This window comes from Martinezella sp. CNPSo 3957 (assembly GCF_057784395.1).
On the sequence record NZ_JBXSOU010000009.1, the window covers coordinates 266,465 to 290,556 of the forward strand.

A 24,092-nucleotide genomic window follows, 5' to 3' on the forward strand; every position below is an offset into this window, starting at 1 on the left:
CGTCGTCTTGTTTTTCTTGCCCGGAAATCGCCAGTTGCCTTTAGAAGACATCTGACAGATAATTTGACCGATTGGTAAACATTACAACTTCCGTGGCGCGGCTCAAGACGAAAAGCACGAAAAATTCCGATAAAATTTCAGGCGATTGCCGAAATCCGATGCATCGACAGGGTGAATGAGGGAACGGCCGAAAGGCTTGGATTTCAAGGAGAAACAGAGCAGATATGGCCATCCCCAGAGCCGCCAGGACGCAGCGTCGCACCCGTATTCAGGAAGAGAAAGAGGAAATCATACTGGAAGCCGCGCTCGACGTATTTTCCGTCAGCGGTTTTCGTGGCTCGACCATCGACCAGATCGCCGAAGTCGCCGGCATGTCGAAGCCCAATCTCCTTTATTATTTCCGTACCAAGGAGGCGATGCATCGGGCCTTGATCGACCGGGTGCTGTTTACCTGGCTGGAGCCGCTGCGCGCTTTCGATGCCAACGGCAATCCCGAAAGCGAAATCCGCTCCTATATCCGCCGCAAGCTTGAGATGGCTCGGGATTTTCCGCGCGAAAGCCGGCTTTTTGCCAATGAAATGCTGCAGGGCGCGCCGCATGTGGAGGACGAGCTGCGCGGACCTCTGAAGGCCCTCGTCGACGAGAAGGTGGAAGTTATCCGTGCCTGGGCGAAGGCCGGCAAGATCGCCAAATGCGATCCCTATCACCTGATCTTTTCGATCTGGTCGACCACGCAGCATTACGCGGATTTCGACGTACAGGTGCGCGCCGTTCTTGGTGACGAGCATTCGGGCGAGGGGCGCTTCGAGGATGCCGCCCGCTATCTGGAACAGCTTTTCGTTGACGGGCTTCGGATTCGTCATAGCTAAGCGGCGGCGCGATCCCGGAAGCATAGCGCTGCATATCGCAGGTGAACGAGTTAAAGTTCCCTAATTCGACCCGACGGACCTTGGTTACGAAAAAGGCGGCCGCTGTAAGCCGCGACCGCCTTTTGAATGCTTGCGGACTTTACCGTTATTATTCCGCCGCCTGGCGAGCCATCGGATTGTTCGGATGGGTCGTCCAGTTGGCGTAGTTCGGGTCAACGACCTTGCCGGTGCGCTTGTCGAGGCTGCCTGCCGGCAGTTCTTCCATGGTGATGCAGTTCTCGACGGGGCAGACATTGACGCAGAGATTGCAGCCGACGCATTCCTCTTCCATCACCTCGAAGCGCCTGACGCCATCGACGAAGTTGGTGATCGCCTGGTGCGAGGTGTCCTCGCAGGCGATGTGACAGCGGCCGCACTTGATGCAGGCGTCCTGGTCGATCTTCGCTTTGGCGATGTAGTTGAGGTTCAGATATTGCCAGTCGGAGACATTCGGTACGGCGCGAGCGATAACATCGTCCAGGTTGCGATGCCCCTTCTCGTCCATCCAGTCGGAAAGGCCCGTGATCATCTCCTCGACGATCTTGAAGCCGTAGGTCATGGCCGCCGTGCACACCTGCACGTTGCCGGCGCCGAGCACCAGGAATTCCGCCGCATCGCGCCAGGTGGTGATGCCGCCGATACCCGATATCGGTAGGCCGTAGGTTTCCGGATCGCGGGCGATTTCGGCCACCATGTTGAGCGCGATCGGCTTGACGGCCGGGCCGCAATAGCCGCCGTGGCTGCCCTTGCCGCCGACAGTCGGGTTCGGAGCGAAATTGTCGAGGTCGACCGAGACGATCGAGTTGATCGTGTTGATCAGCGAGACCGCATCCGTGCCGCCGGCCTTGGCGGCGCGAGCGGGCTTGCGGATATCGGTGATATTCGGCGTCAGCTTGGTGATGACCGGCATGCGCGTGTATTGCTTGCACCAGCGCACGACCATTTCGATATATTCCGGCACCTGTCCGACTGCGGAACCCATGCCGCGTTCGGACATGCCGTGGGGACAGCCGAAATTGAGCTCGATGCCGTCGGCGCCGGTTTCCTCGACTAGCGGCAGGATCGCCTTCCAAGCCTGTTCCTCACAGGGCACCATGATCGAGGCGATGAGCGCGCGATCCGGCCAGTTCATCTTCACCTGCTTCATTTCGCGCAGGTTGGTGTAGAGGTCGCGGTCGGTGATCAGCTCGATGTTATTGAGGCCGAGCAGACGGCGGTCGGCGCCCCAGATCGCGCCGTAGCGCGGGCCGTTGACGTTGACGACAGGTGGGCCTTCTTCGCCGAGCGTCTTCCAGACTACGCCGCCCCAGCCCGCCTTGAAAGCGCGCTCGACGTTGTAGGCCTTGTCGGTCGGCGGCGCGGAAGCCAGCCAGAACGGGTTTGGGGATTTGATACCAACGAAATTATTGCGGAGATCTGCCATGTCGGTTCTCCTTTCAGGCGACTGCAGCGGCCGCCTTGGCGGCAGCGAGCGCACGGTTGATGGATTCGGCCGCGTCGCGACCCTGTGCCACGGCCGAGACCGTCAGGTCATCGCCGCCAAGCACGCAGTCGCCGCCGGCCCATACGCCTTCGATCGAGGTTCGGCCTTCGCCATCAATGGCGATGCGGCCGGATTCCATACGCAGCGCGCCGAGGCCTGAGGCTTCGAACGTCTGGCCGATCGCCTTGAAAATCTGGTCGGCGGCGATGACGCCGACATCGCCGGTACCAACGAGCTTGCCGTCACGCAGCTCGGTATATTCCACCTCGATACCGGCGACTTTGCCGTCCTTGTCGAGGATGCGCTTCGGGGCGAGCCAATGACGGATGATGACGCCCTTGGAGGCGGCCAAGTCCTGCTCGAATTCCGAGGCATTCATGTGTTCCTTGCCGCGGCGATAGCAGATCGTCACTTCTTCGGCGCCAAGCAGTTTTGCCTGCACAGCCGCGTCGATTGCGGTCATGCCGCCGCCGAGAACGACGACGCGGCGGCCGATGGCAATATCGGCTTTGTTGCCGGCCTGACGAAGGTCGGCGATATAGGCAACCGCATCGGCGACACCATCGAGATCCTCGCCTTCGGCACGGAGCGCGTTGACGCCGGCAAGGCCGAGGCCAAGGAAGACGGCGTCATATTGCTGAGAGAGGTCGGAAAGGCTGAAATCGCGGCCGAGCGCCTGGCCGTTCTTCACCTCGATGCCGCCGATCGCAAGCACGTAATCGACTTCCTTCTGAGCGAAATCGTCTACCGCCTTATAGGTGGCGATGCCGTATTCGTTGAGGCCGCCGGCCTTTTCTCGGGCGTCGAAAATGGTGACGTCATGGCCGTTGACCGCGAGGCGGTGGGCGCAGGCGAGGCCTGCCGGGCCGGCGCCGATGACGGCGATCTTCTTGCCGGTTGAAGCGGCGCGCGAATAGAACTGCTTGTTTTCAGCCATCGCCGTGTCGGTTGCGTAGCGCTGCAGCCGGCCGATCTCGACCGGGCGCTCTTCGGCAGTGTTGCGTACGCAAGCCTGCTCGCAGAGCTGTTCGGTGGGACAGACGCGGGCGCACATGCCGCCGAGGATGTTCTGATCGAAGATCGTCTTGGCAGAGCCGATCGGATTACCCGTCGAGATCTGGCGGATGAACATCGGAATGTCGATGGAGGTGGGACAGGCCGTCATGCACGGCGCGTCGTAGCAGAAATAACAGCGGTCGGATGCGACCAGCGCCTCATGCTTGGTGAGGCGCGGATGAAGATCGGAAAAGTTTGCATCATATTCGGCGGGCGTGAGCCTGCCTTTATGAATCCCAGTTTCCAGTCGTCCCATTGAAGTTCCCTCTTATAGTAAACGGCTAGTACTGGAACGGTAACTCAGCTTAAAAAATTTATCAAATGGTAAAATTTTGGAGGCAAAGCGTGCCGCTTGGTATTCTTCAGCCTGGACGGACTAACTCAGGAGGGCGCCAGATCATTGCTTTAAGCATATGATTTAAATAGATTTTTTACTTTCATGGAGCCGGGGCGCATAGAGATCGGGGTGCGATGAGGATGACGAGCACCCGCCTATGGGCCGATAAGCGTCATCTCTGCGGTCGCGCTGAAATGTAAAAGACCGATGAATTTTTTTGGGTCTGCATGGAACCAAGGCCGTGCAGCATCGTTATGTCGGTGTCCTGACGATGATCGCATCTCCCGATGCACGCCCAATACGTCTCAGGACTTTTACTCACGGTCCCCTCCCGATGAGTGCAAAGCAGCCAGTGCGTCGCCCTCGCACTGGCTGTTTTATTTTGTCGCTGTTATCAGCCTTAGCGGCGTCTCAGGATTTCATATTCAGTTTCGGGAATGGTGATCCGATAGCCGATGCTTCCGTCGTCAATGGCGAAGTCGGCGCGGCCGTTCATGGATGTCGGTACGACGCGCTCAAGCACCGTTCGGCTAAAGCTGTTGTCTTCGAACTCGTGATCGGAGGGTGTGTAGAATCGTTCCGACCATGCCACTTCGATCGCCTTCTTGCCGTCGAGTTCGGCTTCCCTGCAGTTCAGCGTGATGCTGGTTGCACCGGTCGAGATGGCGCCGTGAGATGCGGAATTGACGATGAGCTCATGCAGAGCAAGGCCCAGATGCACGGCCGCATTGGGCGTCAGATGAGCGTTGATGCCATAGATCGGCATGGGAACGCCGGCATCGGGCCAATAGGGTGCGAACTGCTTTTCCGCCAGTTCGAAGAGATAGGCGCCCCGCCAGCTGGAATCGGTGATGAGATCCTGCGAATTCGACAGGGATTGCAGGCGGCCGCGGAACTTGATCAGGAAATTATCGACGGAAAGCGTGTGGCGGGCGGTCTGCGTGGCGATGCCCTGAATGATGGCGAGCAGGTTCTTGGAGCGGTGCGACAATTCGCGCAGCAGCGACTTCAGCACTTTCTCGCGGTGGCGGCTTTCGGTGATCTCCGAGATGACCGACAGCACGCCTTGTGGCTTGCGCCCGCCGACTCGCTCCATTTTTAGTTCATAGATGCGTATGCCGTCGCCGCTGGCGATCTCGACCTCGGCGGTTGCCGGCCTGCCGCTGTCGAGTACGCCGCGCTTCAATCGGGAAAGATGCTCGCCGTCCTTTTCGCCGAAGAGATGTGAATCATTCCCGCCTATGACGACAGACGGCTGCAGATGATCCGGCAGATTGTCGGCATAACGGATCAAGAGATTTACATCCTGAAACAGGACGGACACACTGGCGCTCGCAAGCGCCCGCTCCATCAGAGCGGCCTTGCCTTCCAAACTTAAAGGCGCGCCGGGTAATGGTTCAGACGTATTCACCGGCTTGCCTTTCACACGCATTTCGGGAACCCCGCCGATAGGGCGTTCCCACTCGTAACAACCTGAACCGACCTATAGAATCATCCCGGATAATAGTCGGTAAACCGGCCGCTTCGCACACAAACGCCCGGTCAGGGTCTTTGTTCCGCCGTAGGGGTTTCACTTGAATCAGGCAGCCACCTTTGTGGTTTCGTTAAAGAACAGTGCCTGGCTGATGAGGGCCTTCACCATGTCTGGATTGAAAGGCTTGGTCACAAGGAATGTCGGCTCCGGCCGTTCGCCCGTGAGCAGCCGCTCCGGGAAGGCGGTGATAAAGATCACCGGGATGCTGGCAGTCTTGAGGATGTCGTTGACGGCATCGATGCCGGAGCTGCCGTCGGCAAGTTGGATGTCGGCAAGCACCATGCTCGGTTTCGTTGCATTGTAGAGCGCGACTGCTTCCGCGTGTGTACGGGCGATGCCGGTGACGCGATGGCCGAGGCTTTCCACCATCTGCTCGATATCCATCGCGATCAGCGGTTCGTCCTCGATGATCATGATATCAGTCGCCACCTGGCGGGAGATTTCCTGGGAGGCAGTGTCAAGCAGGTGCATCGCGTCGCTTTCCGAAACGTCGAGGATATCGGCGATCTCGCCGAGGCGGAAACTTTCAACGGAGGCAAGCAGGAATGCCTGTCGTGCGAGCGGCGAAACCTTGGAGAGGTTCACGGTGGCGCGCTGTTCCCAGGCAAAGGGAGAGGCCGGTTCAGTAATCTGAAGTGTTACGGAACCGAACAGCTTGGTGAACAGTTTATAGAGTGCGACACGATCGCTGTCCGTGTCCGGAAAGATGGATATGTCGGCGATGATGGCTTCCAAAACCGCAGCAACATAGGCGTCCCCCGACGTCTGCGTTCCGGTCAAGGCACGTGAATAGCGCCGCAAGTAAGGAAGGTGCGGCGCAATGCGTGTGGAAAGTGTCATCAATGGCTCCCGCCTTTTATAACATTCTAATTAAATACAGCCTAAAGGCCGCAACAACTAAGAAAACGTCAGTTGAGTAAAAAAGTTCCTCTTTGTCGGAACTTTTTTTAGGCAGTCGCATTACAATGCTTACAATCAGTGGACTTCAACCTTTACGATTCGTTAGGCATTGTTTTGATTGGGGTCGATCGGTCTTCCGGACGGGAGATTAGGGCGTCTTATCCATGAACGCGAGAAAAGTGAAAAGCGAGCAGGTTAAATGACTATCCAGAATCACGAGGACGCAGACAAGAAGACATCGGACCTGCGCGCGGTGGATATCCTCGATCCCAATAACCAGATCGGCAACCGATTGCGCTCGTTTTATGCCGCCGTGCAGGATGAGGCTATTCCCGATCGCTTTCTCGACCTCTTAGAGAAGCTCGATCGGGCGGAAAGCATGGCCTCGGCAAAGGTCTCCGAATAGGAGGGCGCGCCATGGAAACGCAAACGAGCTTCAAGCGCGAACTTCTCGCAGCCCTTCCGAGCCTCCGGGCCTTCGCCATTTCGCTGACCGGCCGTCACGACCGGGCGGATGATCTTGTCCAAGATACGATCATGAAGGCGTGGGCCAAGCAGGATCATTTCGAAATGGGCACCAACATGAAGGCCTGGCTCTTCACCATCCTGCGCAACGAGCTTTACAGCCAGATGCGCAAGAGCGGCCGTGAGGTGCAGGACAGCGACGGCGTGTTCACGGAATCGATGGCGACGCACCCGCCGCAATATGGCGCTGTCGACCTACAGGACTTCCGCAAGGCCCTGGATCAGCTGCCGCCGGATCAGCGCGAAGCCATCATCCTTGTGGGGGCGTCGGGATTTTCCTATGAGGAAGCTGCCGAGATTTGCGGCTGCGCGGTCGGCACCATCAAGAGCCGCGTCAATCGCGCGCGCCAGCGCCTGCAGGAATTGCTGGATATTTCCGGCGAGGCAGATTTTGGTCCGGACGCCACCTCGGCACCGCTGACATCAAAGGCATTCGCTTTCTAAAGCAGTTCCAGCAAAAGTGCGAAGCGGTTTTGCGTCCGGAACTGCGTAAAAACAAGAAGATAGAGCGTTTTCGCGATTCGAAGAAAAGCGGAAATGCTCTAAGAAAAGGCCCGGCGCTATCGACCGGGCCTTTTATTGTTACAACTTATTTATGGCTTCACGAGCTTCGCGCCAAGTTCCCGGCAAGGCGACGATTTCGCTTTGCGGCGTTTGTCGATTTGGAAATGTCGGATCAATCGTCTTCGTCGCGCGCGCCGAACAGATTTCCGAAGAGAAGAGCGGCGGCGATGGCCGCAGTCATTAGCGGTTGCTTGCGCACGAGGCCGAGCGCTGCTGCCGCCATCGATTCCATCGCCAGCAAACGTTCTCGGGCCTGCCGTTTCTCCTGCTGATTGATGATGGCCATAATGACGAGGACGATCAGCCCTAGCAGCAGGGCACCTGCGGCAATCAGCAGGGCAGAAACCGCCCCGCCATAGATCGTTGCCAGCCAGATGGCTGCCGCTATAAGCGCGAAGGCATAGGCCGTCAGAAGGAGGAGAGCCGCGATCACGATGAAAATACCGTTGCGCTTGGTTCGCGCAACGGTGCGGTTGAATGTGCCTGACAGGAGCAGGCCGAGAATCGGGGCGATCATCCCGCCACCCTAGCGGCGAGACAGAAGCAGAGCGACGGCCAGGCCGAATGCAGCCGCCGCGCCGATGGTGGCGACGGGATGCTGACGCACGGTCCTGCGCACTTCGCGCGAACCTCTCGTATAGCCGCGCTGCAGATCGCGCAGCAGCTCCTCGCCGCGAACCGTCAGATCGTCCAAATTGGATTCGGCGGTCGCGCGCAATTTCTTACCATGCCTCGCGCCGCTTTCACCGATCAGCTTGGCAAAGGCTGCAACTTCTTCGCGCAGCGACTCGATTTGATCTTCGATGCTTGCCTCGACATCATGCAGGCTGCTGCCATTACGCTTGCCGCGCGCCGAATGAAGGATGGATGTAGCCATGTTCAGCTCCCTTTCGCTTTGCTTCGGCGCCCGAAGGCACCTCTTATTCGCGATAATCGGAGGTCTTTTGACACACCGATAGTGTTCGGAACATCGTTTCCGATCACTCGCTCTCAACGCGCGGATGCAACAAAAGGTTCCAGAAGCCGCCGGATCGGGAGTTCTCAGCCGTCGAGCGCGCTGTGTGCGAGGACGAATGGAGCACCATCGGCCGGAACGCGATTGACCTGCAAGTTGCAGCCGAATACGTCCTGAAGATGCCGATCGGTCAGCACCTCCTTGACTGAACCCTTCGCCTGCAGCCGGCCGTTCTTCAGCAGAACCATCCGATCGGCAAAAAGTGCAGTGAGATTGAGGTCATGCATGACGGCAACGACCCCGCCGCCACGCCGGCAGAATTGCCGGGCTAGCGTCATGATGGTGAGCTGATGGCTGATGTCGAGGCTGGAGACCGGCTCATCGAGAAGCAGCCAGCATGGCCTGCCGTCTATGGTGGGCTCGGAAATCTGACAGAGCACCCGGGCGAGCTGCACGCGTTGCTGTTCGCCGCCGGAAAGCTCCTGATAGAAGCGCCCTTCGAAGCCGTCGAGATCGACGGCGACGAGCGCCTCTGTCGCGGTGCGGTCAGCCTGCTCCGGATGACGGTTGCGGCCGCTTGTCAGGCCCATGCGGACAATCTCGCGGACCGTAAAAGGGAAGGAGATCGAGCTTGCCTGCGGCAGCACGCCCCGCATTTCGGCAAGTTGCCAGGCCTTGAGGCCGGCAATCTCAGTGCCGTTCATTCGGGCGCTGCCGCGATAGGCGAGTTCGCCGGAAATGGCTTTCATGGTCGTGGTCTTGCCGGAACCGTTCGGCCCGCAGATTGCCGTTAGCGTTCCGGCCTCGGCCGTGAAGGATATGTCCTCAACGACCGGTTTGCCGGCAAGCCGGACGCTCAGATTGGAAACGTCGATCATCGCAGGCTCACAGGCTAAGGCGCGAGCGCTGCCTGAGCAGCATCCACAGGAAGAACGGACCGCCGACGCCGGCCGTCAGAATGCCGATCGGCAACTCTGCCGGGGAAACGATGGTGCGGGCAACGACATCGGCAATGACAAGCAGCGAGCCACCAAGCAAGGCCGAAGCCGGAAGCAGGAAGCGATGGTCCGGCCCGATCACCATGCGCAGAATGTGCGGCACGATAATGCCAACGAAGCCAATGCCGCCGCTGACAGCGACGGATGCACCGACCGCCGCGGCCACGCTGACGATGGCGATATTCTTCAGCCGCTGCACCGATATCCCCATGTGGAAAGCGGCCGCCTCGCCGAGCGTCAGCGCGTTCAGTCCGCGTGCCATGAAGGGAAGGGGTAGAAGCGAAAGGACGATGATCGGGCTGGCACCTGCGACCTTGCTCCAGGTCGAGCCCGCCAGCGATCCCATGCTCCAGAAGGTCAAGTCGCGCAACTGCCGGTCGTCGGCCATGTAGATGAGGATTCCGGTTGCCGCCAGCGCAAGCGAACCGAGCGCGATGCCGGCCAGCAGCATGGTTGCGATCGATGTCTGTCCGTACCGGGTCGCGACTTTATAAAGCAATATCGTCGTTGCCAGACCGCCGATGAAGGCGGCGATCGGCAGGGAAAAGATCCCGAAGAGATGTGCGAGAGGGGCGAGCACGCCGCCACCGAGGACGATCATCGCGACCGCACCGAGGCTGGAACCCGCAGACACGCCGATCAGGCCGGGATCGGCGAGCGGATTGCGGAAGAGGCCCTGCATGACTGCACCCGAAACCGCCAGCCCGCCGCCGATCAGGAAGCCGAGGACGGCGCGAGGCACGCGGATATCGAAAATGACGATGCGGTCGCGGATGCTGAGCGTACTTTCCGCGCCGCCGCTCAGCATGTTCGCTATTAGGTCGATGACCGAAGCATTCGACGCGCCTGTCGTGATCGAAAACAGAAAAGCAACGGCCGAAACCATGACCAAGCCGGCGATGACGAGGATCGCAAGTGCGGTGCGATCCCCTTGGTGGCGGTGTGCCGTGGCTTGCGACATCTGCTTCAATCCAGCCATGGCATCGTTGAATGCCACGTCAGCCTCCGTAGATCGCCGCATTCAGCTCGCGGATGGCGCTGGCCGTGCGTGGTCCGAAACCGAGCAAATGCAGGCCGTCCATGCGCACGACTGCCTTGTGGCTCGCGGCTGGCGTCAAAGAAATAGCCGGTTGCTTCAGAAGATCCTCGTTCGACATCGACAGCGGGCCCTCGCGATCCATGATCAGGATGACGTCAGGCTTGGCTTCGATGATCGCTTCGTCCGTCACCGACTTGTAGCCGGAGAAGCCGTTGATCGCATTGATGGCGCCGGTCAGCTTGATGATGCCGTCGGCGGCCGTGTCGCTGCCCGACGCCATGATCTTGCCGTTCTGGTTGCTGAGCACGAAGAGGACGCGCTTGCGCTCGGCCCCCGGGCGCTTGGCGGAATCGTTGATCGCGGCATCGAGATCGGCGGCGACCTTATCTTCCAGGGTCTTGGCCTTGTCCGGCACGCCAAGCAGCGCGCCAACGACTTCGATCTTCTTCAGGATGCCGTCGCGATCGTAGGTCTGCGGTACGGTCTCGAAGGGCAAGCTGGCATTGCGCAGCACGGCCAAGGCTTCCGGCGGGCCGGAACCTTCCACCGCAATGATGGCTGTGGGATTGACGGCCAGAATGCCTTCCGGCGATAAAGCGCGCATATAGCCGACATCGGGAAGTTTGGTCGCTTCCGTGGGATAAAGGCTGGTGGAATCGCGCGCGATGAGCCGCTTCTCCTCGCCGAGCGCATAGACGATTTCCGTGACATCGCCGCCGATTGAGACGAGGCGCGAGGTATCGATCTTCGGTGCCGCCTCGGCAGCGTGTGCTTGCCGCACGAAGCTGCCGAGCCCGGCGATCGGGTTGGCCGGCACGAGCGGCAGGGCCATCACCACCATGGTCAGGGCGATTTCCCACGGCCTGATGTGCTTCAAGTTCTTAAACATCGTCATGAGCATCTCTTATGCGGCGACGCTGGCGCCCGATCTCGTCAGGTTTTCCAGGATAGCGCGCCAATTGCGGCGCTCATCGAAGCCTTCCTTCCGCTTGCCGAAGAACTGAATGATCATCTCGCCCTTGGCATTATAGGCCTCGAGCGAGGTGACGTGGCCGTCCTTGGTCGGCTTGCGCACGACCCATGCCTCGGCGATGTGGTCCTGACGCAGATGCAGATGGAAGGTCGGGTCCATGACGTTGATCCAGGGACCCATAGTCTGCACGTTGTAGATCGGGCCGGAATGGATCTGCACGGTGCCTTCGTTGGCGACGAAGCACATGATCGGCAGGCCCTCGCGCACGCAGGCATGCATCATTTCAGTGACGGCACCGGCATCCAGTTTCCATGCGTAATCATCGCCGACGGTGCGGATCGCGTCCTGGCGGCCGATCTTCAGCTTTTTCAGCATGCCGAAGAATTCGTGCGTATCGGTCATGCGGCTCCAATGGTCGCGCAGCTCGTCGCGGCTGACATCGCCGTCCGTCGCGCCATTGTCGTAACCTGAACGATCCTCGGCGAATTCCTGCGACTGGTCTTCGATGCGCAGCTCGGCGACCATCGCGTGATAAGCCTCGACATTCGAATCGGGGCGCAGATGTACCTTGTGGACGGCATCACCGGCCTTGTCGAAGAATTGCAGGCTCAGCCTCTTCTGGTCGCCATCTGTCTTGGTGACGGCGAAGCCATGCACCCAGCGCTTCGGGAAGATGCGCAGGTCGATGTTGTCGCCAAGCACGATCGCCGCCTGTGCGCCGAATTTCATGTTCTCATAAACGCCGATCTTTTCGTGCACGGCGCTTTCGTTGCGCGACAGGGCCATGATCTCGCCAAGCGAGGCGATCCGCTCGAGAAAACGCTCGACGCTGGCGTCGATACGAATGGCCGAAATACCGACTTCGGCCGCAACCAGCGCCGCTTCGGAAATATCGAGGCGGGCAGCGATGTCGCGCTCGCGCATCTTCGGGTTCTCGGCGCGGAAAGCGCGAATTTCGGCGGGAGTCGGGCGGCTCGTCTTATTCATCTGTCATGCCTATTTGTTGAGTATGAGTTTGCCTTGGCGCGTAATCTTCATGCGGTAGATGACGCCTTCATGCTTGATCATGATTTCGGTCTGGCCCCGGAAAATATCCGTGCTCTCGACAATTCGTATCTGTGGTGCGGCCATGCATTGCACCGGCGGCGTAGGGGTCTTCTCAGCAATCATCCTGTTTAGTTTTGCCTGAAATTCATCTGGGGCCGAACCGTTGTGCGGCCAAATTTATCTTGACTCTCTTACTCATGGTTTCATAAACACACAATAGGATACCTATAGAGTCAAGTTTAAATTTTAGACGATACACGCCAAGGCCGCGCTGGTCGGGCGGGCGGCGTCAAGCACATACAGGAGACATGCCGATGCTGACGAAAACGATCTTGGCGCTCGCCGCCTCGGGGCTGTTTGCTGCGGCATCTTCTGTTTCTGCTTTCGCTCAGGATGCGAATTCCGCGGCACTCGCATCGGCTGCGCACAAGCTCACCGTCGAACTCAATGCATTGGCTCCCTCGCAGAAGGGATGCCTGATGACCTTCGTTGCCGAAAACGATATGGCAGCGCCGATCAACAAGATCTCGTTCGAGCTTGCCTTCTTCAACGACAAGAATGCCGTCGACCGCGTTACGGTGCTTGATTTCCGCGATCTGCCGCTCGGCAAGAAGCGGGTGCGGCAATTCGATATGCCGGGCGTCAAATGCGAAACGGTCTCGCGCATCATCATCAACGACACGCCGGTCTGTGACGGCCCGGCCGCCGGCGAATGCAAGGCCGCATTGACGACCCGCTCGCAGACCGCAGTTCCCTTCGAGGGCTGAAGCCATGGCAATACGCTCGGCGAAAGTTTCCATGGAGCGCCGCGCCAATGGCGGCTTGAATGACAACTATCCGAGTGTGTTGCCCGGCCACGAACTGACCGGCCTCGAGGGTGTGCCGCGACCGCCGGCCGGCGAGGCTGTGGTGCATTACAGCCGCTTTACGCAAATCAGCTCCTATCCAGACCATCCGAGCGATGCCGCCCCAGATGAGGCGGCGGAGCATCTGCCGATGGACGCGCTGCCTGAGAGGGCGCGAGAAACGGCTTCTGGGCGCAAGACGTCGCTGCTTTTCTCCGGCGTGGGATCCTGCCTGTTCCATGCCGCCATCGTTATTGCGCTGTTGTTTACCTTCGTTGCCACGCCGGAAGAAGCGCAGGAGGAGGCGGGCGATACCGTCAGTGTCATCATGATCGGCAATTCCGATGCCGATCAGATGGCTACGGGCGAGGAAAACCCGCAGACGGAGCCGGAGCAGGTGACCGCCGAGGCCGTGCAGCCGCAGACGGTGCAGCCGACTGAAGTCACGCCGGAACAGGCGCAACCGCCCCAACCGGATGTCGTTCAACCGCAGACAGTAGAGACGCAGCAGCTTCAAAGGGTTGAGCCCGTGGAGCAGACCCAGCCCACCGCAATCGCGCCTGAGCAGCCGCAGATTTTGGCGACGCAGGTGCCGGCCGAGACGACGGTGATCCAGCCTGCCGAACCGGTGCAGCCTGTCGATAGTCAGGATGCCGAAGCTCAGCCGACAGAGCCTCCGCTTGAAGTTGTGACGCCGGTGGAGAAGCCGAAGCCAGTTGAACGGCCGAAGGAAGTGAAGAAGCCGGTCGCAAAAGTCGCGAAGGTGAAGTCTGGATCGCGCGGTGAGAGCGAGCAGGATTCCAAGCGGGGGTCCGCCGATGGCACCGAGGCAGCGCAATCCGATCAAAATTCTCAGTTGAATGCGCGTAAGACAGGCTCTGGCGATGCGGCAATTGCGAATTATACCGGCAAAGTGCAGGCCCGCATTAAACGCTACGTGCAACGCGTACCGTCGAAGTATGAAAAGGGCCTGACACTCGTCGTGCGTTTGACGATTGGTTCGAACGGCGAACTTCGGTCTCTTTCCGTGGCGCGCAGTTCCGGAGATTCTGGCTTGGATCAGGCTGTGATCGAGCAAGTGCGGAAGGCCGCCCCATTTCCCTCTCTGCCTTCCGAATGGGGTAAGCCGACTTGGCCGTTCACGCAGGCGGTTCAGGTTGGAGGGCGATAATAGCTGCTTCTCTCGCCTAAAATATGATGAAAACTCTCAACTTTATACTTTACTACAAAACTCATGTTTATTAAGGTCGCCTCACGCTCGGTGGAATCGAGCGTGGAAGAGCAACCAGCAAACGGGTGATGTATGGCGCGTAAGGGGAAGAGGGGTTCTGGTCGCGAGAGCCGCGAAGTGCAGACAACGGCGCAGGCTCCCGGGAAATCCACTCTCGATGGACGCAGCTTCCTCTATGTCGGCGGCCGCGATTGTCAGGTGGCGCATCTGCGGCAGATCGCCAGCAATTTCGGCGCCGAACTGATCCATCACGATGGCGGCCTGCGCGAGGCGGTTTCGCGCATCGACACCGTGCTGCCATCGGTCGACTGTGTGTTCTGCCCGATCGATTGCATCAGCCATGACGCCTGCCTGCGCGTGAAAACGGGCTGCAAGAAGTTTGGCAAGGCGTTCATTCCCTTGCGCAATGGCAGCAAATCCAGCCTCGAGCGGGCGCTGCAGACCATGAAAGAACGAGACGCTTCAAGATGATCGATAATGGCCCTGACGGGTTTGCGCTGATCGGCCTGCACAAGCTGGCCGCACAGAATGGTGATGGGCTTGTGCCCGAACTCTATGAATTGCTGATGCGCCGCGCCAATGACCAACGGCGGGCCGCCAATGTCGCGACATTTCCCGCCTGGAAGACGCGGCAGCCGGGAGAGGCGCCGGAGCAACCGCTCGACGCAGCGAGCCGCAATGGCGCAAATGTCGTTGCCTTTGCGCCCGACGCGGATAAGACTGTCGCCCGTCGCAAGAAGGTCTGATCGTCGAACGAGGTTGCCATGTATATCGCCATGAACCGCTTCAAGGTCGTCATCGGTTTGGAGGGCGAATTCGAAGAGGTTTGGAGAGGGCGCGATTCCCGCCTATCGGACGTGCCGGGTTTTCTCGAATTCCGCCTTCTGCGCGGAAAATCGAGCGTGGAGGAGGGCTATACGCTGTTTTCCTCGCACACGACCTGGCACAGCGAAGATGATTTCATCAACTGGACGAAATCCGAGCATTTTCGCATGGCGCATCGCAATGCCGGCGAGAACAAGCGGCTCTATTGGGGGCCGCCGCAATTCGAAGGCTTCGCTGTCGTTCCGGGGATTTGAAGCAGCGTCCCTTACCCTGGTAAAATAGTTTTCTCTCAGGCCTTGGCCGTACCGGTTCTGAAAAAGGCGCCGAGCGCTATCGCCGCCCAGCCGGCAATCATGCCCATTCCGCCCGTCGGAGCGGCCATGGGAAAGAGCGAGCCGCCGCCGAAATGCCTGTTGATGAGATCACCGGCAAAGATCAGCGTTCCCAATCCGAGCAAGATTGCAGCAATAGGCGCTGTGCGGATACGGTCATAACCGGCATAAAGCGCCAGGAGGGCAGGGGCGTGGGCGAGGCTCATAGTGGAGGCTGCGCCGAGGAAATGCGTGTCGCCGCCATGAGTTGCGGCTGCGGCCAGCGCAACACCGCCGCCCCCGAGGATGCCGGCGATAAACAGGGTGACCGGACGGATTATGGCGCCGATGCTCATGTTTTCCTCATTCCCTGTTCTGCATATGAAAGGCCAGACGCTCGACCGGCTCCCAGATGACGGCCCGCAGCTTTTCGTTTTCGATGGTCTCGTCCATGGCGCGGCGGAAGCACAGCAGCCATTCGTCGCGCTCCTTTGGACCAATGGCGGCGACAAAATGCCGGCTGCGCAGGCGCGGGTGGCCGCGCTTTTCGATGTAGAGCTGCGGCCCGCCGAGATAGCCGGTCAGATATTCGTAGAATTTCTCCTGCGAGCCTTCGAGGCTCGGCGGGTGCACGGCGCGGCAATTTGCGGCCTCCGGCAGCGTATCCATCAATTCGTAAAAGCGTGATGTCAGCGCCCGCACAGTTCGGTCGCCGCCGATGGCTTCGTAGAGTGTGATGGTTTCTTCGCTCAAGCCCAGGCCCCTGTTTGCGATGTTCTAGATGGCAACTCAGGAGCGCTGCCGCAACTGTCCAAGCGGCCGGTGCGGCGTTTCGGCGCTACTATTTTTTGGCAGTCAGCTGGAAAGCATCGCTTTCCCCAGGGATGAGCTCGAGCGGCCAAACGGTCTGACGCGCCTTTCTTGGATACTCGTGGCTGTAGGCGGGCATGCTGGAAAGCAGGATTTCCGCCAATTCGACGCCAAGATCGTGTACGGACGTGCGGAAGCAGGTCAGCGCCGGCTGAAGGAATTTGGCGCGCGGCGCCTCGCGGAAGCTGACGACCGCTATATCGCGCCCAGGGATGATGCCAGCTTCCATCACGCGCCGATAGAAGCCGATCGCCATCAATTCATAGATCAGGATCACGGCCGTCGGCCCGTTTTCGAGGGCCAGTAACTCGTCGGCAACCTGATAACCGCCTTGTTCGCTCGATTTCGCACGAATGACGAGGGCGGGATCATAGGCGATGCCATGCCGCTCCAGCGCCCGGCGATAGCCGTCAACGAAGATGAAGCCGAGATTGATGTCGCTTGAGGGTGCGCTGACCGCGATGCGGCGATGTCCATGCGCAACGAGCCGGTCGACGGCGGCATTGGCGACGCCGTCAAAATCGAGGTCGGCCCAGGGGTGCTGCGTGCCTGACAGGCTGCGGCCAAGCGCTGCGAAAGGGATTTTGGCCTTGGCAAGCAGGTCGAAGCGCTTGTCGACGCGCTGCGTCTCCGAGATGATGAGCGCATCCACGATCCGTCTCGCCACCATGCGCTTCAGATATTCATAAGGGTCCTCGTCATGCGGGCAGGGCAGCATGATGAGATCGAGCTTGTAGCGGGAGAACACGCTCTGCAGCCCGCCCGTTACCGTCAGGAAGAAATTGTCGCTGTTTTCAACCGTTTCCCGGCTGGACTGGATCATCAGACCGATGACATTGGTCGTGCCCTGCCGCAGGCTGCGGCCGGACTGGTTGGCGACATAGCCGAGCTGCTCGGCAGCGGCGAGCACGCGCTTGCGGGTCTCCTCGTTGACATCAGGCTTGCCGTTCAATGCGCGTGATACTGTGCCGATCGAGATATCGAGATGCTCGGCAAGCTGACGAATTCCCTTCATCGGCCGCGGTTTTCCTCCCTGCTCCATTTTCCGCTGTCCTCCTCTATTGACACAGGAAAATCTTTTCGCATAGTATCGTAAACGTTTACGGAGCGCGTGTCATGAGGGGTTACGCACCGCCCGCAGGAGGACATCGTGAAATTTAATGCCATTTTGTGCGGGTGCGGAGCTATGTCCAAGGGCTGGCTCAGGGCCATCGCCTCGACGCCGGCGCTTGCCGAATCCATTCAGATTGTCGGTCTGGTCGATCTCAATCGAGCGACCGCCGAAAGCCTTGCGAAAGAATTCTCCCTGGATGGTGCCGTCATCGGCTCCGATCTCGCTGAGGTCATTGCGATCACCAAGGCGGATCTGGTCTTCGATATCGTCATTCCGGCTGCACGCTTTGGCGTGGTTTCGACGGCATTGAAGGCCGGCTGCCATGTGTTGAGCGAGAAGCCGATGGCGACGTCGCTCGCCGAGGGGGCTGCCTTGATCAACCTCGCGGCAGCTGCGGGTAAAGTCCATGCCATCATCCAGAACCGCCGCTTCATCTCCGGCATCCGTCGTCTGCGACGTTTCGTGGAGGAGGGGGCAATCGGTGAGCTGACGGGCGTCCATTGCGATTTCTTCCTCGGTCCACATTTCGGCGGCTTCCGCGAGGAGATGGACAATGTGCTGTTGCTCGACATGGCAATCCACACATTCGATGCCGCCCGCTTCGTGTCCGGCAAGGTGCCGCTTTCGGTCTATTGCCTTGAAAAGAACCCGGTGGGCTCTTGGTACAAGCATGGTGCATCGGCCCATGCGCTCTTCGACTTTTCCGATGATGTCGTCTTCAGCTATCGCGGTTCCTGGTGCGCCGAGGGTCGTCGCACGAGCTGGGAAAGTGAGTGGCGGCTCACCGGCAGCAAGGGCATGCTGACCTGGGACGGCGAGGACAATTTCGAGGCTGATGTTGCCGGCAACGAGCCGGGGCTGCTGCATGGTTTCACGCCGATCGAGGTTCCCGGACCGAAGCACGAAGAGGAGACGCATGGCCACGCGAGCGTCATCGCCTCCTTCATTGAAGCGATCAAAACCGGCAAGCCGCCCGAGACGGCGAGCTCTGACAATATTCGCAGCCTTGCCATGGTTCTAGGCGCCATTGAGAGCGCCAAGACCGGCCGGCGCGTCGACATTTCAGCACAAGGACAATGACATCATGACAAATCCGGCAAAGGCCATCCGCATCGGCACGATGATCAGGGCGACGAACGAGGATGCTGCCCAGAACATCGCCAAGATCGTCGATCTTGGCTTCGAGAGCTTCGAGCCCTTCTTCTGGCAGAGCACCAACGGTCAGAACCTTGCGGAACTCGGTAAGCGCTGCCGCGAGGCCATCGGCGATCGCGACATCACGATCTCTACCCTCGGCATGTTCGGCAATCCGCTCGAAGAGCGCGAGATGGACCTGCAGACGTTGCAGGGCTGGAAGGATTGCATCGACAATGCCCATCATTTCGGCGCGACCTGCGTTGCCGGCTTCACCGGCCGTATCCGCAACCAGCCGCTCACAGACAGCCTGCCGCGTTACAAGCAGATCTGGAGTGAGCTTGCCAAGCGTGCGGCCGACAAGGGCATCAAGATCGCCTTCGAAAATTGCGCCATGGACGGCAATTGGGCGACCGGCGATTGGAACATCGCGCATAACCCCGATGCGTGGGAGCTGATGTTCAATGAAACTCCGGATGACAATCTCGGCCTGGAATGGGAGCCGTGCCATCAGATGGTCTATCTGATCGAGCCGCTGCCGCAGATCCGCAAATGGGCGAAAAAGATTTTCCACGTCCACGGCAAGGATGCGACGATCCGCTGGGATGTCATCAAGGAGCACGGTATCTTCGGCAAGGAGAAGTTCGTCTTCATGCGCACGCCGGGCTTCGGCGACAGCAACTGGACCGACATCATCTCCGAATTGCGCTTGGCCGGCTGGTCCGGCTCCATCGACATCGAGGGCTGGCATGACCCGGTCTATCGCGATGCACTCGAAATGACTGGCCAGGTTCATGGCCTGAACTATCTCAAGGCAAGCCGGGGTGGGGACTTCGTCGAGTAACGCATGCATTTGCAGAACTGCATCGATTTAGGAGGCAAGTTGTGCGTTAATGAAATGCCCTGAGTGATCGACGCTTAGGGCATGACGGATACCCGAACGGAGGAACCCGAGCGTCCGCACCTTGCCCCATGGGACAGGCGGGCGCTTGGCGCAGGTGAGAGGAAAACGCCGATGGCAGCGCGGGCCATGTCATCGGACAGATACCGTCACGGTTCGCATGGTGGAGGAGAATGTATGAATATTTTTTCGAAGCTGGCGATCTCCGCCGGCATGTCGCTTCTGCTTGCAGCCGGTGTGGCGCAAGCGCAGAGCAAGACATTTAACGTCTGGTGGTTCGAACTGCCGGATACTTCGCAGGCCAAGGCATGGACCAAGGCGCTCGAAGAGCTGAAAGCCAAGCATCCTGATGTTACGATCAATTTCGAGCAGAAGACTTTCGAGCAATTGCAGAAGGCAGGCAGCCTCATCCTCAATTCGGATCAGGCCCCGGATGTTCTGGAATATAACAAGGGCAATGCCACGGCTGGCCTCGTCGCCTCGCAGGGCCTGCTGACACCGCTCGACGATCAATTCAAATCGCGCGGATGGGACAAGATCCTCAACGAAACGAATAGCCAGCTCAGCAAATACGATGGCAACGGCATCTACGGTTCCGGTCCGATTATCGGTATTCCCGTCTATGGCGAGTTCGTTTCGGTTTTCTACAATATCGACATGTTCCAGGCCAATGGCGTGAAAGTGCCGACCACGCTGGACGAATTCGAAGCTGCGCTCGACACTTTCAAGAAGAAGGGCATTACGCCGCTTGCCTATGGCACGGTGGATTCCAACGCACAGCACCTGGTCTATACGCTTGCTCTGACGCAGGCTGACGATACCTGGGTCAAGAATTATCAGGGGCTGAAGGCACCGCTTGATACCAAACCCTTCCTGTTCGCCGCCCAGAAGATCGCCGACTGGGTGAGCAAGGGTTATATTTCGAAGGATTCGACGGGCCTTAAGGGTACCGGCGGCGCTGACAATCTCTTCTCGTCGGGCACAGCTCCGATGTTTGTCAGCGGCACCTGGAACAACGGCAACTTCGCGAGCTCGATCAAGACCTTCAAGTGGAGCCAGTTCATCTTCCCGACCACGAAGTACAGCGTGGGTTCGACCGGGAACCTGTTCATGGTGCCGAAGAGCGCGAAGAACAAGGAACTCTCCTACGAGTTCATCGATCTTGTTCTGAGCAAGGAAAACCAGAACCAGCAGGCCAATCTCGGTGGTGTTGCCATCGCCGCCGATCCGGCCTCAGTCACCGACGAAGTCGGCAAGCGCAACGTCGAGCTCTTCAACCAGATCTCCAGCAAGGGCGGCCTCGGCTTCTACCCGGACTGGCCGGTGCCTGGTTACTACGAACTGCTGATCCAGGCGACCACGGGTCTTGTCAACGGTTCGACCACGCCTGATCAGTTCGCGGCGCGCCTGAAGAAGGCCTACGACGACGTGCAGGCAGCGCAGTAACACCATCGGCGACAATCACAACGGCAAGACGGCTTTGATGCCGCCTTGCCGTATCGGACTGGAGGATTTCGATGGATAAGTCGAAGAGCGCCGGCAGGGCGGGGTACTATTTCTACATGATCCCCGGCGTGCTCGGGTTTTTTCTCGTTGTGCTCGTTCCGCTGATTGCCAATTTCGTCATCAGCTTCACGACATGGAAGGGCGGCGTCATTCCGCCGCGATATGTTGGCTTTGAGAATTATCAGCGGCTGCTTCACGATGCGGCTTTCTGGGGTTCCATCCAGCATACGCTGCTGTTCATCATCTCGATGACGATCGTGCCCATCATATTAGGGCTGGTGCTGGCGGCGGTGCTATTCGACTATATCAGTGCGCAATTCAGCCAGACGTGGTCGAGCTTCTTTCGCGCAGGCTTCTACCTGCCGCAGATCCTGCCGCTGACAGCCGCCGGCGTGCTGTGGGCCTGGATTCTCAACCCCATCGGCATCATCAATGCGGTGCTGAAGGCGATCGGCCTCGATTTCATGGCGAAGAACTGGCTGGGGGATGCCACCTATGCTTTGTGGGCGGTTTCGGCCGTCATCGTTTGGGTGCAGGTGGGCTATTGCCTGGTCGTGTTCATGTCCGGACTGGCACGCGTCGATCCTTCGCTGTACGAGGCCGCCGAGCTCGACAATGCGAGCTGGTTCGCGCGTTTCCGTGCCATCACCATTCCGATGCTGATGCCCGAAATTTTCGTCGTCGCGCTGACGACGCTGATTGCGGCGCTCAAGGTCTTCGCGCCGATCTATGTTCTGACGTCGGGCGGACCGGACAATGCAACGACGGTCCCATCCTATCTGTCATACTATCATTTCTTCACGACAAACCGCGTCGGATACGCGGCAGCCATCGCGACGCTGCAGACGGTCATGACCATCATACTCGGCATCCTCTTCCTGCGTATGCAGTCGAAGCAGGCCGAAGGAGGGCATTGAGATGGCAACGGCATCCTCGATTTCCACACACATCGTTTCGACGGAACATCGCGCAAGAAGGGGTTTCGGCCGCTGGGTCGTTCTGGGCATCCTGCTGGTTTTCCTTGCAGGCACGCTGTTTCCGTTCTTTCTCGCGGCAGTCAACGCTATCAAGACGCCCTCCGACTATGCCGCCAATGGTCCGCTTGCTCTTCCGCACAGCTTCGATCTGACGGCGCTCAAAAACTTCTGGGCCACTGTCGATTTCCCCCGCAAGCTCTTCAACAGCATTCTCATCAGCGGATGCACCGCAATTCTGGCCGTCGTTCTCAGCTTGCTGAATGCCTATGCCATCGGCATAGGCCGGGTGCGCGGCGGCCAAGGTCTTCTCGTATTGTTGCTGATATCCATCATGGCGCCGCAGGAGGCTTTGGTCTATCCGCTCTACTATATGTCGAAGCAGGTCGGCCTGTTCGACTCGATGCTGTCGGTTATCCTGATCATCGGCGTGCTGCATACGGCATTCGGGACCTATCTTTTGTCTTCGGTGCTGGCGACCTTTCCGCGCGAGATCATCGAGGCGGCACAGATCGACAATGCCAGCCGCTGGCAGATCCTCTGGATGGTGATCGTGCCGGTGCTGCGCCCGACGCTCGCGGTGCTGGCGACCTTCTTCTTCATTTGGACTTGGAACGAATTCCTCATCCCGCTTGTGTTTCTGGTTTCCAACAACAATCAAACCATCTCGGTTGCCATGGGCGTGCTGACAGGTGCCAATACACAGGATCCGACCGCGATTGCTGCAGCTTCTCTGCTCGGCATAACGCCGACGATTATCTTCTTCCTTATTTTCCAACGGACCCTGACGCGCGGTGTCGCGGTTGGTGCCGTCAAATAACCAATGCGGAAGCCTCGTTCGGCGAAAGCCGCCGGGCGGGGCGCGATGAATGGCAAGTTCGATGAATTCGATTTTTCCGCAGGAGGCGTAAAGTGGCAGGTATCAATATCAAATCCCTCACCAAGCATTTCGGTGCCGTGCAGGTTCTGAACGACATCGATCTGACGATCGAGCGCGGCGAGTTCGTCGTCTTTCTCGGCGGCTCTGGCTGCGGCAAGTCGACCCTGCTGCGCATGATTGCGGGTCTCGAGACGATCACCAGCGGCGAGATCTGGATAGGCGGAAAGCGGGTCGACCAACTGCCCCCCGGCGAGCGCGGCGTGTCGATGGTCTTTCAGTCCTACGCGCTCTATCCGCACATGACGGTTCGCGACAACATGTCCTTCGGCCTGAAAAATATCAAAACACCCAAGCACGAGATTGCCAGGCGCATCGAAGAAGCCGCAAAGATCCTCGAAATGCCACATCTCTTGGATCGCAAACCTTCGGCTCTCTCCGGCGGTCAGCGCCAGCGTGTCGCGATCGGCCGCGCCATCGTGCGAGAGCCCGACGTCTTCCTTTTCGACGAGCCGCTCTCCAACCTCGATGCCGGCCTGCGCACCCGCACGCGCGTCGAGCTGGCGCAGCTTCACGAGCGGCTGGGTGCGACCATGGTCTTCGTCACCCATGACCAAGTGGAGGCGATGACGCTTGCCGACCGTATCGTGCTCTTGAACAACAAGAAGATCGAGCAAGTGGCTACACCCGTCGAGATCTATACGCGCCCTGCGACCCGGTACGTCGCCCAGTTCGTCGGCTCACCCGGTATGAACTTTATCAACATAGCTGGTGTTGGCGAGGCAGGCGGGCTGGCGACGGCAACGCTGCCGGATGGCTCTGTCATCAAAACGGCGGTTGCGCTCAATGGCCTTGCGAATTCCGGACTGACGCTCGGCATCCGCCCGGAGCATCTGGTCGTTACGGCGGCGGAGAAGGGTGATATCGGTGGTCAGGTCGAGACCATCGAACGTTTGGGCGACCGTTCGCTCGTTCACGTCCGGCTCAAGGATGGTTCGAAGATCATCGGCACGGATCCCGGCATGACGACGATCACGACCGGCTCGCCGATCGCCTTCACTGTCGATGCAACGAAGGTCAGCATCTTCGACGAGAACGATGCCGCCCATCATTCCGTAAACTAAGGAGGGAGGACACAAAGATCAGCCATTTTCGATAAGCTTCAGAGGCGATCAAGTAGGTCGT

Annotated in this window: 28 protein-coding genes; 14 read left to right on the top strand and 14 right to left on the bottom strand. The window is 59.2% G+C overall.

What is annotated here, in order from left to right; all coding sequences use genetic code 11:
* Nucleotides 1-224 precede the first annotated feature (224 nt).
* Nucleotides 225-869 carry a TetR family transcriptional regulator C-terminal domain-containing protein gene (locus AC13QE_RS21695; protein ID WP_015340820.1) on the top strand — a complete coding sequence of 215 codons (645 nt, stop codon included), beginning with the start codon at nucleotides 225-227 and terminating at the stop codon, nucleotides 867-869.
* A gap of 148 nt (nucleotides 870-1,017) precedes the next feature.
* On the opposite strand, the gene preA is transcribed toward AC13QE_RS21695, so the two are convergent.
* The 4 genes from preA to AC13QE_RS21715 all read right to left on the bottom strand — a co-directional run bounded on the left by preA (nucleotide 1,018) and on the right by AC13QE_RS21715 (nucleotide 6,158).
* A complete protein-coding gene (preA, locus tag AC13QE_RS21700) occupies nucleotides 1,018-2,331 on the bottom strand; it encodes an NAD-dependent dihydropyrimidine dehydrogenase subunit PreA (RefSeq protein ID WP_488485191.1) in 1,314 nt (437 codons plus the stop codon).
* 13 nt (nucleotides 2,332-2,344) lie between these two features.
* A complete protein-coding gene (locus AC13QE_RS21705; protein WP_488485192.1) occupies nucleotides 2,345-3,703 on the bottom strand; it encodes an NAD(P)-dependent oxidoreductase in 1,359 nt (452 codons plus the stop codon).
* A gap of 481 nt (nucleotides 3,704-4,184) precedes the next feature.
* Nucleotides 4,185-5,216 (bottom strand): sensor histidine kinase, encoded by a 1,032-nt coding sequence (locus AC13QE_RS21710; protein ID WP_488485193.1) that lies wholly within the window; start codon nucleotides 5,214-5,216, stop codon nucleotides 4,185-4,187.
* Between the two features lie 147 nt (nucleotides 5,217-5,363).
* Entirely contained in the window at nucleotides 5,364-6,158 is a 795-nt protein-coding gene (locus AC13QE_RS21715; RefSeq protein WP_015340816.1) for a response regulator, read from the bottom strand.
* Between the two features lie 259 nt (nucleotides 6,159-6,417).
* On the opposite strand from AC13QE_RS21715, the gene AC13QE_RS21720 reads away from it, so the two are divergent.
* Both AC13QE_RS21720 and AC13QE_RS21725 read left to right on the top strand, forming a co-directional pair.
* On the top strand, nucleotides 6,418-6,624 hold the full coding sequence (locus tag AC13QE_RS21720) for a NepR family anti-sigma factor (RefSeq protein ID WP_112334893.1): 207 nt from the start codon (nucleotides 6,418-6,420) through the stop codon (nucleotides 6,622-6,624).
* Between the two features lie 11 nt (nucleotides 6,625-6,635).
* Nucleotides 6,636-7,187 carry an RNA polymerase sigma factor gene (locus AC13QE_RS21725; RefSeq protein WP_112334892.1) on the top strand — a complete coding sequence of 184 codons (552 nt, stop codon included), beginning with the start codon at nucleotides 6,636-6,638 and terminating at the stop codon, nucleotides 7,185-7,187.
* A 232-nt stretch (nucleotides 7,188-7,419) separates the two neighbouring features.
* Here the strand turns inward: AC13QE_RS21725 and AC13QE_RS21730 are convergent, their stop codons facing one another.
* The 7 genes from AC13QE_RS21730 to hemP all read right to left on the bottom strand — a co-directional run bounded on the left by AC13QE_RS21730 (nucleotide 7,420) and on the right by hemP (nucleotide 12,442).
* Nucleotides 7,420-7,824: a hypothetical protein gene (locus tag AC13QE_RS21730; RefSeq protein ID WP_112334891.1), complete on the bottom strand. Its 405-nt coding sequence runs from the start codon at nucleotides 7,822-7,824 to the stop codon at nucleotides 7,420-7,422.
* 9 nt (nucleotides 7,825-7,833) lie between these two features.
* Entirely contained in the window at nucleotides 7,834-8,184 is a 351-nt protein-coding gene (locus AC13QE_RS21735) for a glycine zipper domain-containing protein (RefSeq protein WP_015340813.1), read from the bottom strand.
* Nucleotides 8,185-8,348: 164 nt separating this feature from the next.
* Nucleotides 8,349-9,140: a heme ABC transporter ATP-binding protein gene (locus AC13QE_RS21740; protein WP_488485194.1), complete on the bottom strand. Its 792-nt coding sequence runs from the start codon at nucleotides 9,138-9,140 to the stop codon at nucleotides 8,349-8,351.
* A gap of 7 nt (nucleotides 9,141-9,147) precedes the next feature.
* Nucleotides 9,148-10,239 carry a FecCD family ABC transporter permease gene (locus AC13QE_RS21745; protein ID WP_488485220.1) on the bottom strand — a complete coding sequence of 364 codons (1,092 nt, stop codon included), beginning with the start codon at nucleotides 10,237-10,239 and terminating at the stop codon, nucleotides 9,148-9,150.
* Between the two features lie 19 nt (nucleotides 10,240-10,258).
* Nucleotides 10,259-11,194 carry a heme/hemin ABC transporter substrate-binding protein gene (locus AC13QE_RS21750; protein WP_488485195.1) on the bottom strand — a complete coding sequence of 312 codons (936 nt, stop codon included), beginning with the start codon at nucleotides 11,192-11,194 and terminating at the stop codon, nucleotides 10,259-10,261.
* Nucleotides 11,195-11,203: 9 nt separating this feature from the next.
* A complete protein-coding gene (locus AC13QE_RS21755; protein WP_488485196.1) occupies nucleotides 11,204-12,259 on the bottom strand; it encodes a hemin-degrading factor in 1,056 nt (351 codons plus the stop codon).
* 9 nt (nucleotides 12,260-12,268) lie between these two features.
* The gene (hemP, locus tag AC13QE_RS21760; protein WP_015340808.1) at nucleotides 12,269-12,442 is read right to left on the bottom strand and encodes a hemin uptake protein HemP; all 174 of its coding nucleotides are present in this window, start codon (nucleotides 12,440-12,442) and stop codon (nucleotides 12,269-12,271) included.
* Nucleotides 12,443-12,633: 191 nt separating this feature from the next.
* Between hemP and AC13QE_RS21765 the strand changes: the two genes are divergently transcribed.
* From AC13QE_RS21765 to hmuQ, 5 genes are all read left to right on the top strand, one after another.
* A complete protein-coding gene (locus tag AC13QE_RS21765) occupies nucleotides 12,634-13,086 on the top strand; it encodes a hypothetical protein (protein ID WP_488485197.1) in 453 nt (150 codons plus the stop codon).
* A gap of 4 nt (nucleotides 13,087-13,090) precedes the next feature.
* Nucleotides 13,091-14,335 (top strand): cell envelope integrity protein TolA, encoded by a 1,245-nt coding sequence (tolA, locus tag AC13QE_RS21770; RefSeq protein ID WP_488485198.1) that lies wholly within the window; start codon nucleotides 13,091-13,093, stop codon nucleotides 14,333-14,335.
* A 132-nt stretch (nucleotides 14,336-14,467) separates the two neighbouring features.
* The gene (locus AC13QE_RS21775) at nucleotides 14,468-14,866 is read left to right on the top strand and encodes a DUF2325 domain-containing protein (RefSeq protein ID WP_132717318.1); all 399 of its coding nucleotides are present in this window, start codon (nucleotides 14,468-14,470) and stop codon (nucleotides 14,864-14,866) included.
* Nucleotides 14,863-15,141, top strand: coding sequence for a hypothetical protein (locus AC13QE_RS21780; protein WP_112334884.1), 279 nt, complete (start codon nucleotides 14,863-14,865; stop codon nucleotides 15,139-15,141). Before AC13QE_RS21775 ends, AC13QE_RS21780 begins: the two co-directional genes overlap by 4 nt.
* Nucleotides 15,142-15,159: 18 nt before the next feature.
* A complete protein-coding gene (gene hmuQ / locus AC13QE_RS21785; protein WP_132717316.1) occupies nucleotides 15,160-15,474 on the top strand; it encodes a heme-degrading protein HmuQ in 315 nt (104 codons plus the stop codon).
* A 35-nt stretch (nucleotides 15,475-15,509) separates the two neighbouring features.
* On the opposite strand, the gene AC13QE_RS21790 is transcribed toward hmuQ, so the two are convergent.
* From AC13QE_RS21790 to AC13QE_RS21800, 3 genes are all read right to left on the bottom strand, one after another.
* Complete coding sequence (locus tag AC13QE_RS21790; protein ID WP_488485199.1) at nucleotides 15,510-15,887, bottom strand: DUF423 domain-containing protein; 378 nt, start codon at nucleotides 15,885-15,887, stop codon at nucleotides 15,510-15,512.
* 7 nt (nucleotides 15,888-15,894) lie between these two features.
* Nucleotides 15,895-16,284, bottom strand: coding sequence for a group II truncated hemoglobin (locus AC13QE_RS21795; protein WP_112334881.1), 390 nt, complete (start codon nucleotides 16,282-16,284; stop codon nucleotides 15,895-15,897).
* Nucleotides 16,285-16,372: 88 nt separating this feature from the next.
* Nucleotides 16,373-17,416, bottom strand: coding sequence for a substrate-binding domain-containing protein (locus AC13QE_RS21800; protein ID WP_488485200.1), 1,044 nt, complete (start codon nucleotides 17,414-17,416; stop codon nucleotides 16,373-16,375).
* 135 nt (nucleotides 17,417-17,551) lie between these two features.
* Between AC13QE_RS21800 and AC13QE_RS21805 the strand changes: the two genes are divergently transcribed.
* From AC13QE_RS21805 to AC13QE_RS21830, 6 genes are all read left to right on the top strand, one after another.
* Nucleotides 17,552-18,595 carry a Gfo/Idh/MocA family protein gene (locus tag AC13QE_RS21805; protein ID WP_488485201.1) on the top strand — a complete coding sequence of 348 codons (1,044 nt, stop codon included), beginning with the start codon at nucleotides 17,552-17,554 and terminating at the stop codon, nucleotides 18,593-18,595.
* A 4-nt stretch (nucleotides 18,596-18,599) separates the two neighbouring features.
* Nucleotides 18,600-19,493 (top strand): sugar phosphate isomerase/epimerase family protein, encoded by an 894-nt coding sequence (locus tag AC13QE_RS21810; protein WP_488485202.1) that lies wholly within the window; start codon nucleotides 18,600-18,602, stop codon nucleotides 19,491-19,493.
* Nucleotides 19,494-19,727: 234 nt separating this feature from the next.
* Nucleotides 19,728-20,996 carry an ABC transporter substrate-binding protein gene (locus tag AC13QE_RS21815; protein WP_488485203.1) on the top strand — a complete coding sequence of 423 codons (1,269 nt, stop codon included), beginning with the start codon at nucleotides 19,728-19,730 and terminating at the stop codon, nucleotides 20,994-20,996.
* 71 nt (nucleotides 20,997-21,067) lie between these two features.
* Complete coding sequence (locus AC13QE_RS21820) at nucleotides 21,068-21,973, top strand: carbohydrate ABC transporter permease (protein WP_132717310.1); 906 nt, start codon at nucleotides 21,068-21,070, stop codon at nucleotides 21,971-21,973.
* A gap of 1 nt (nucleotide 21,974) precedes the next feature.
* Nucleotides 21,975-22,850 carry a carbohydrate ABC transporter permease gene (locus AC13QE_RS21825; protein WP_488485204.1) on the top strand — a complete coding sequence of 292 codons (876 nt, stop codon included), beginning with the start codon at nucleotides 21,975-21,977 and terminating at the stop codon, nucleotides 22,848-22,850.
* A 92-nt stretch (nucleotides 22,851-22,942) separates the two neighbouring features.
* A complete protein-coding gene (locus tag AC13QE_RS21830; RefSeq protein WP_488485205.1) occupies nucleotides 22,943-24,031 on the top strand; it encodes an ABC transporter ATP-binding protein in 1,089 nt (362 codons plus the stop codon).
* Nucleotides 24,032-24,092 lie beyond the last annotated feature (61 nt).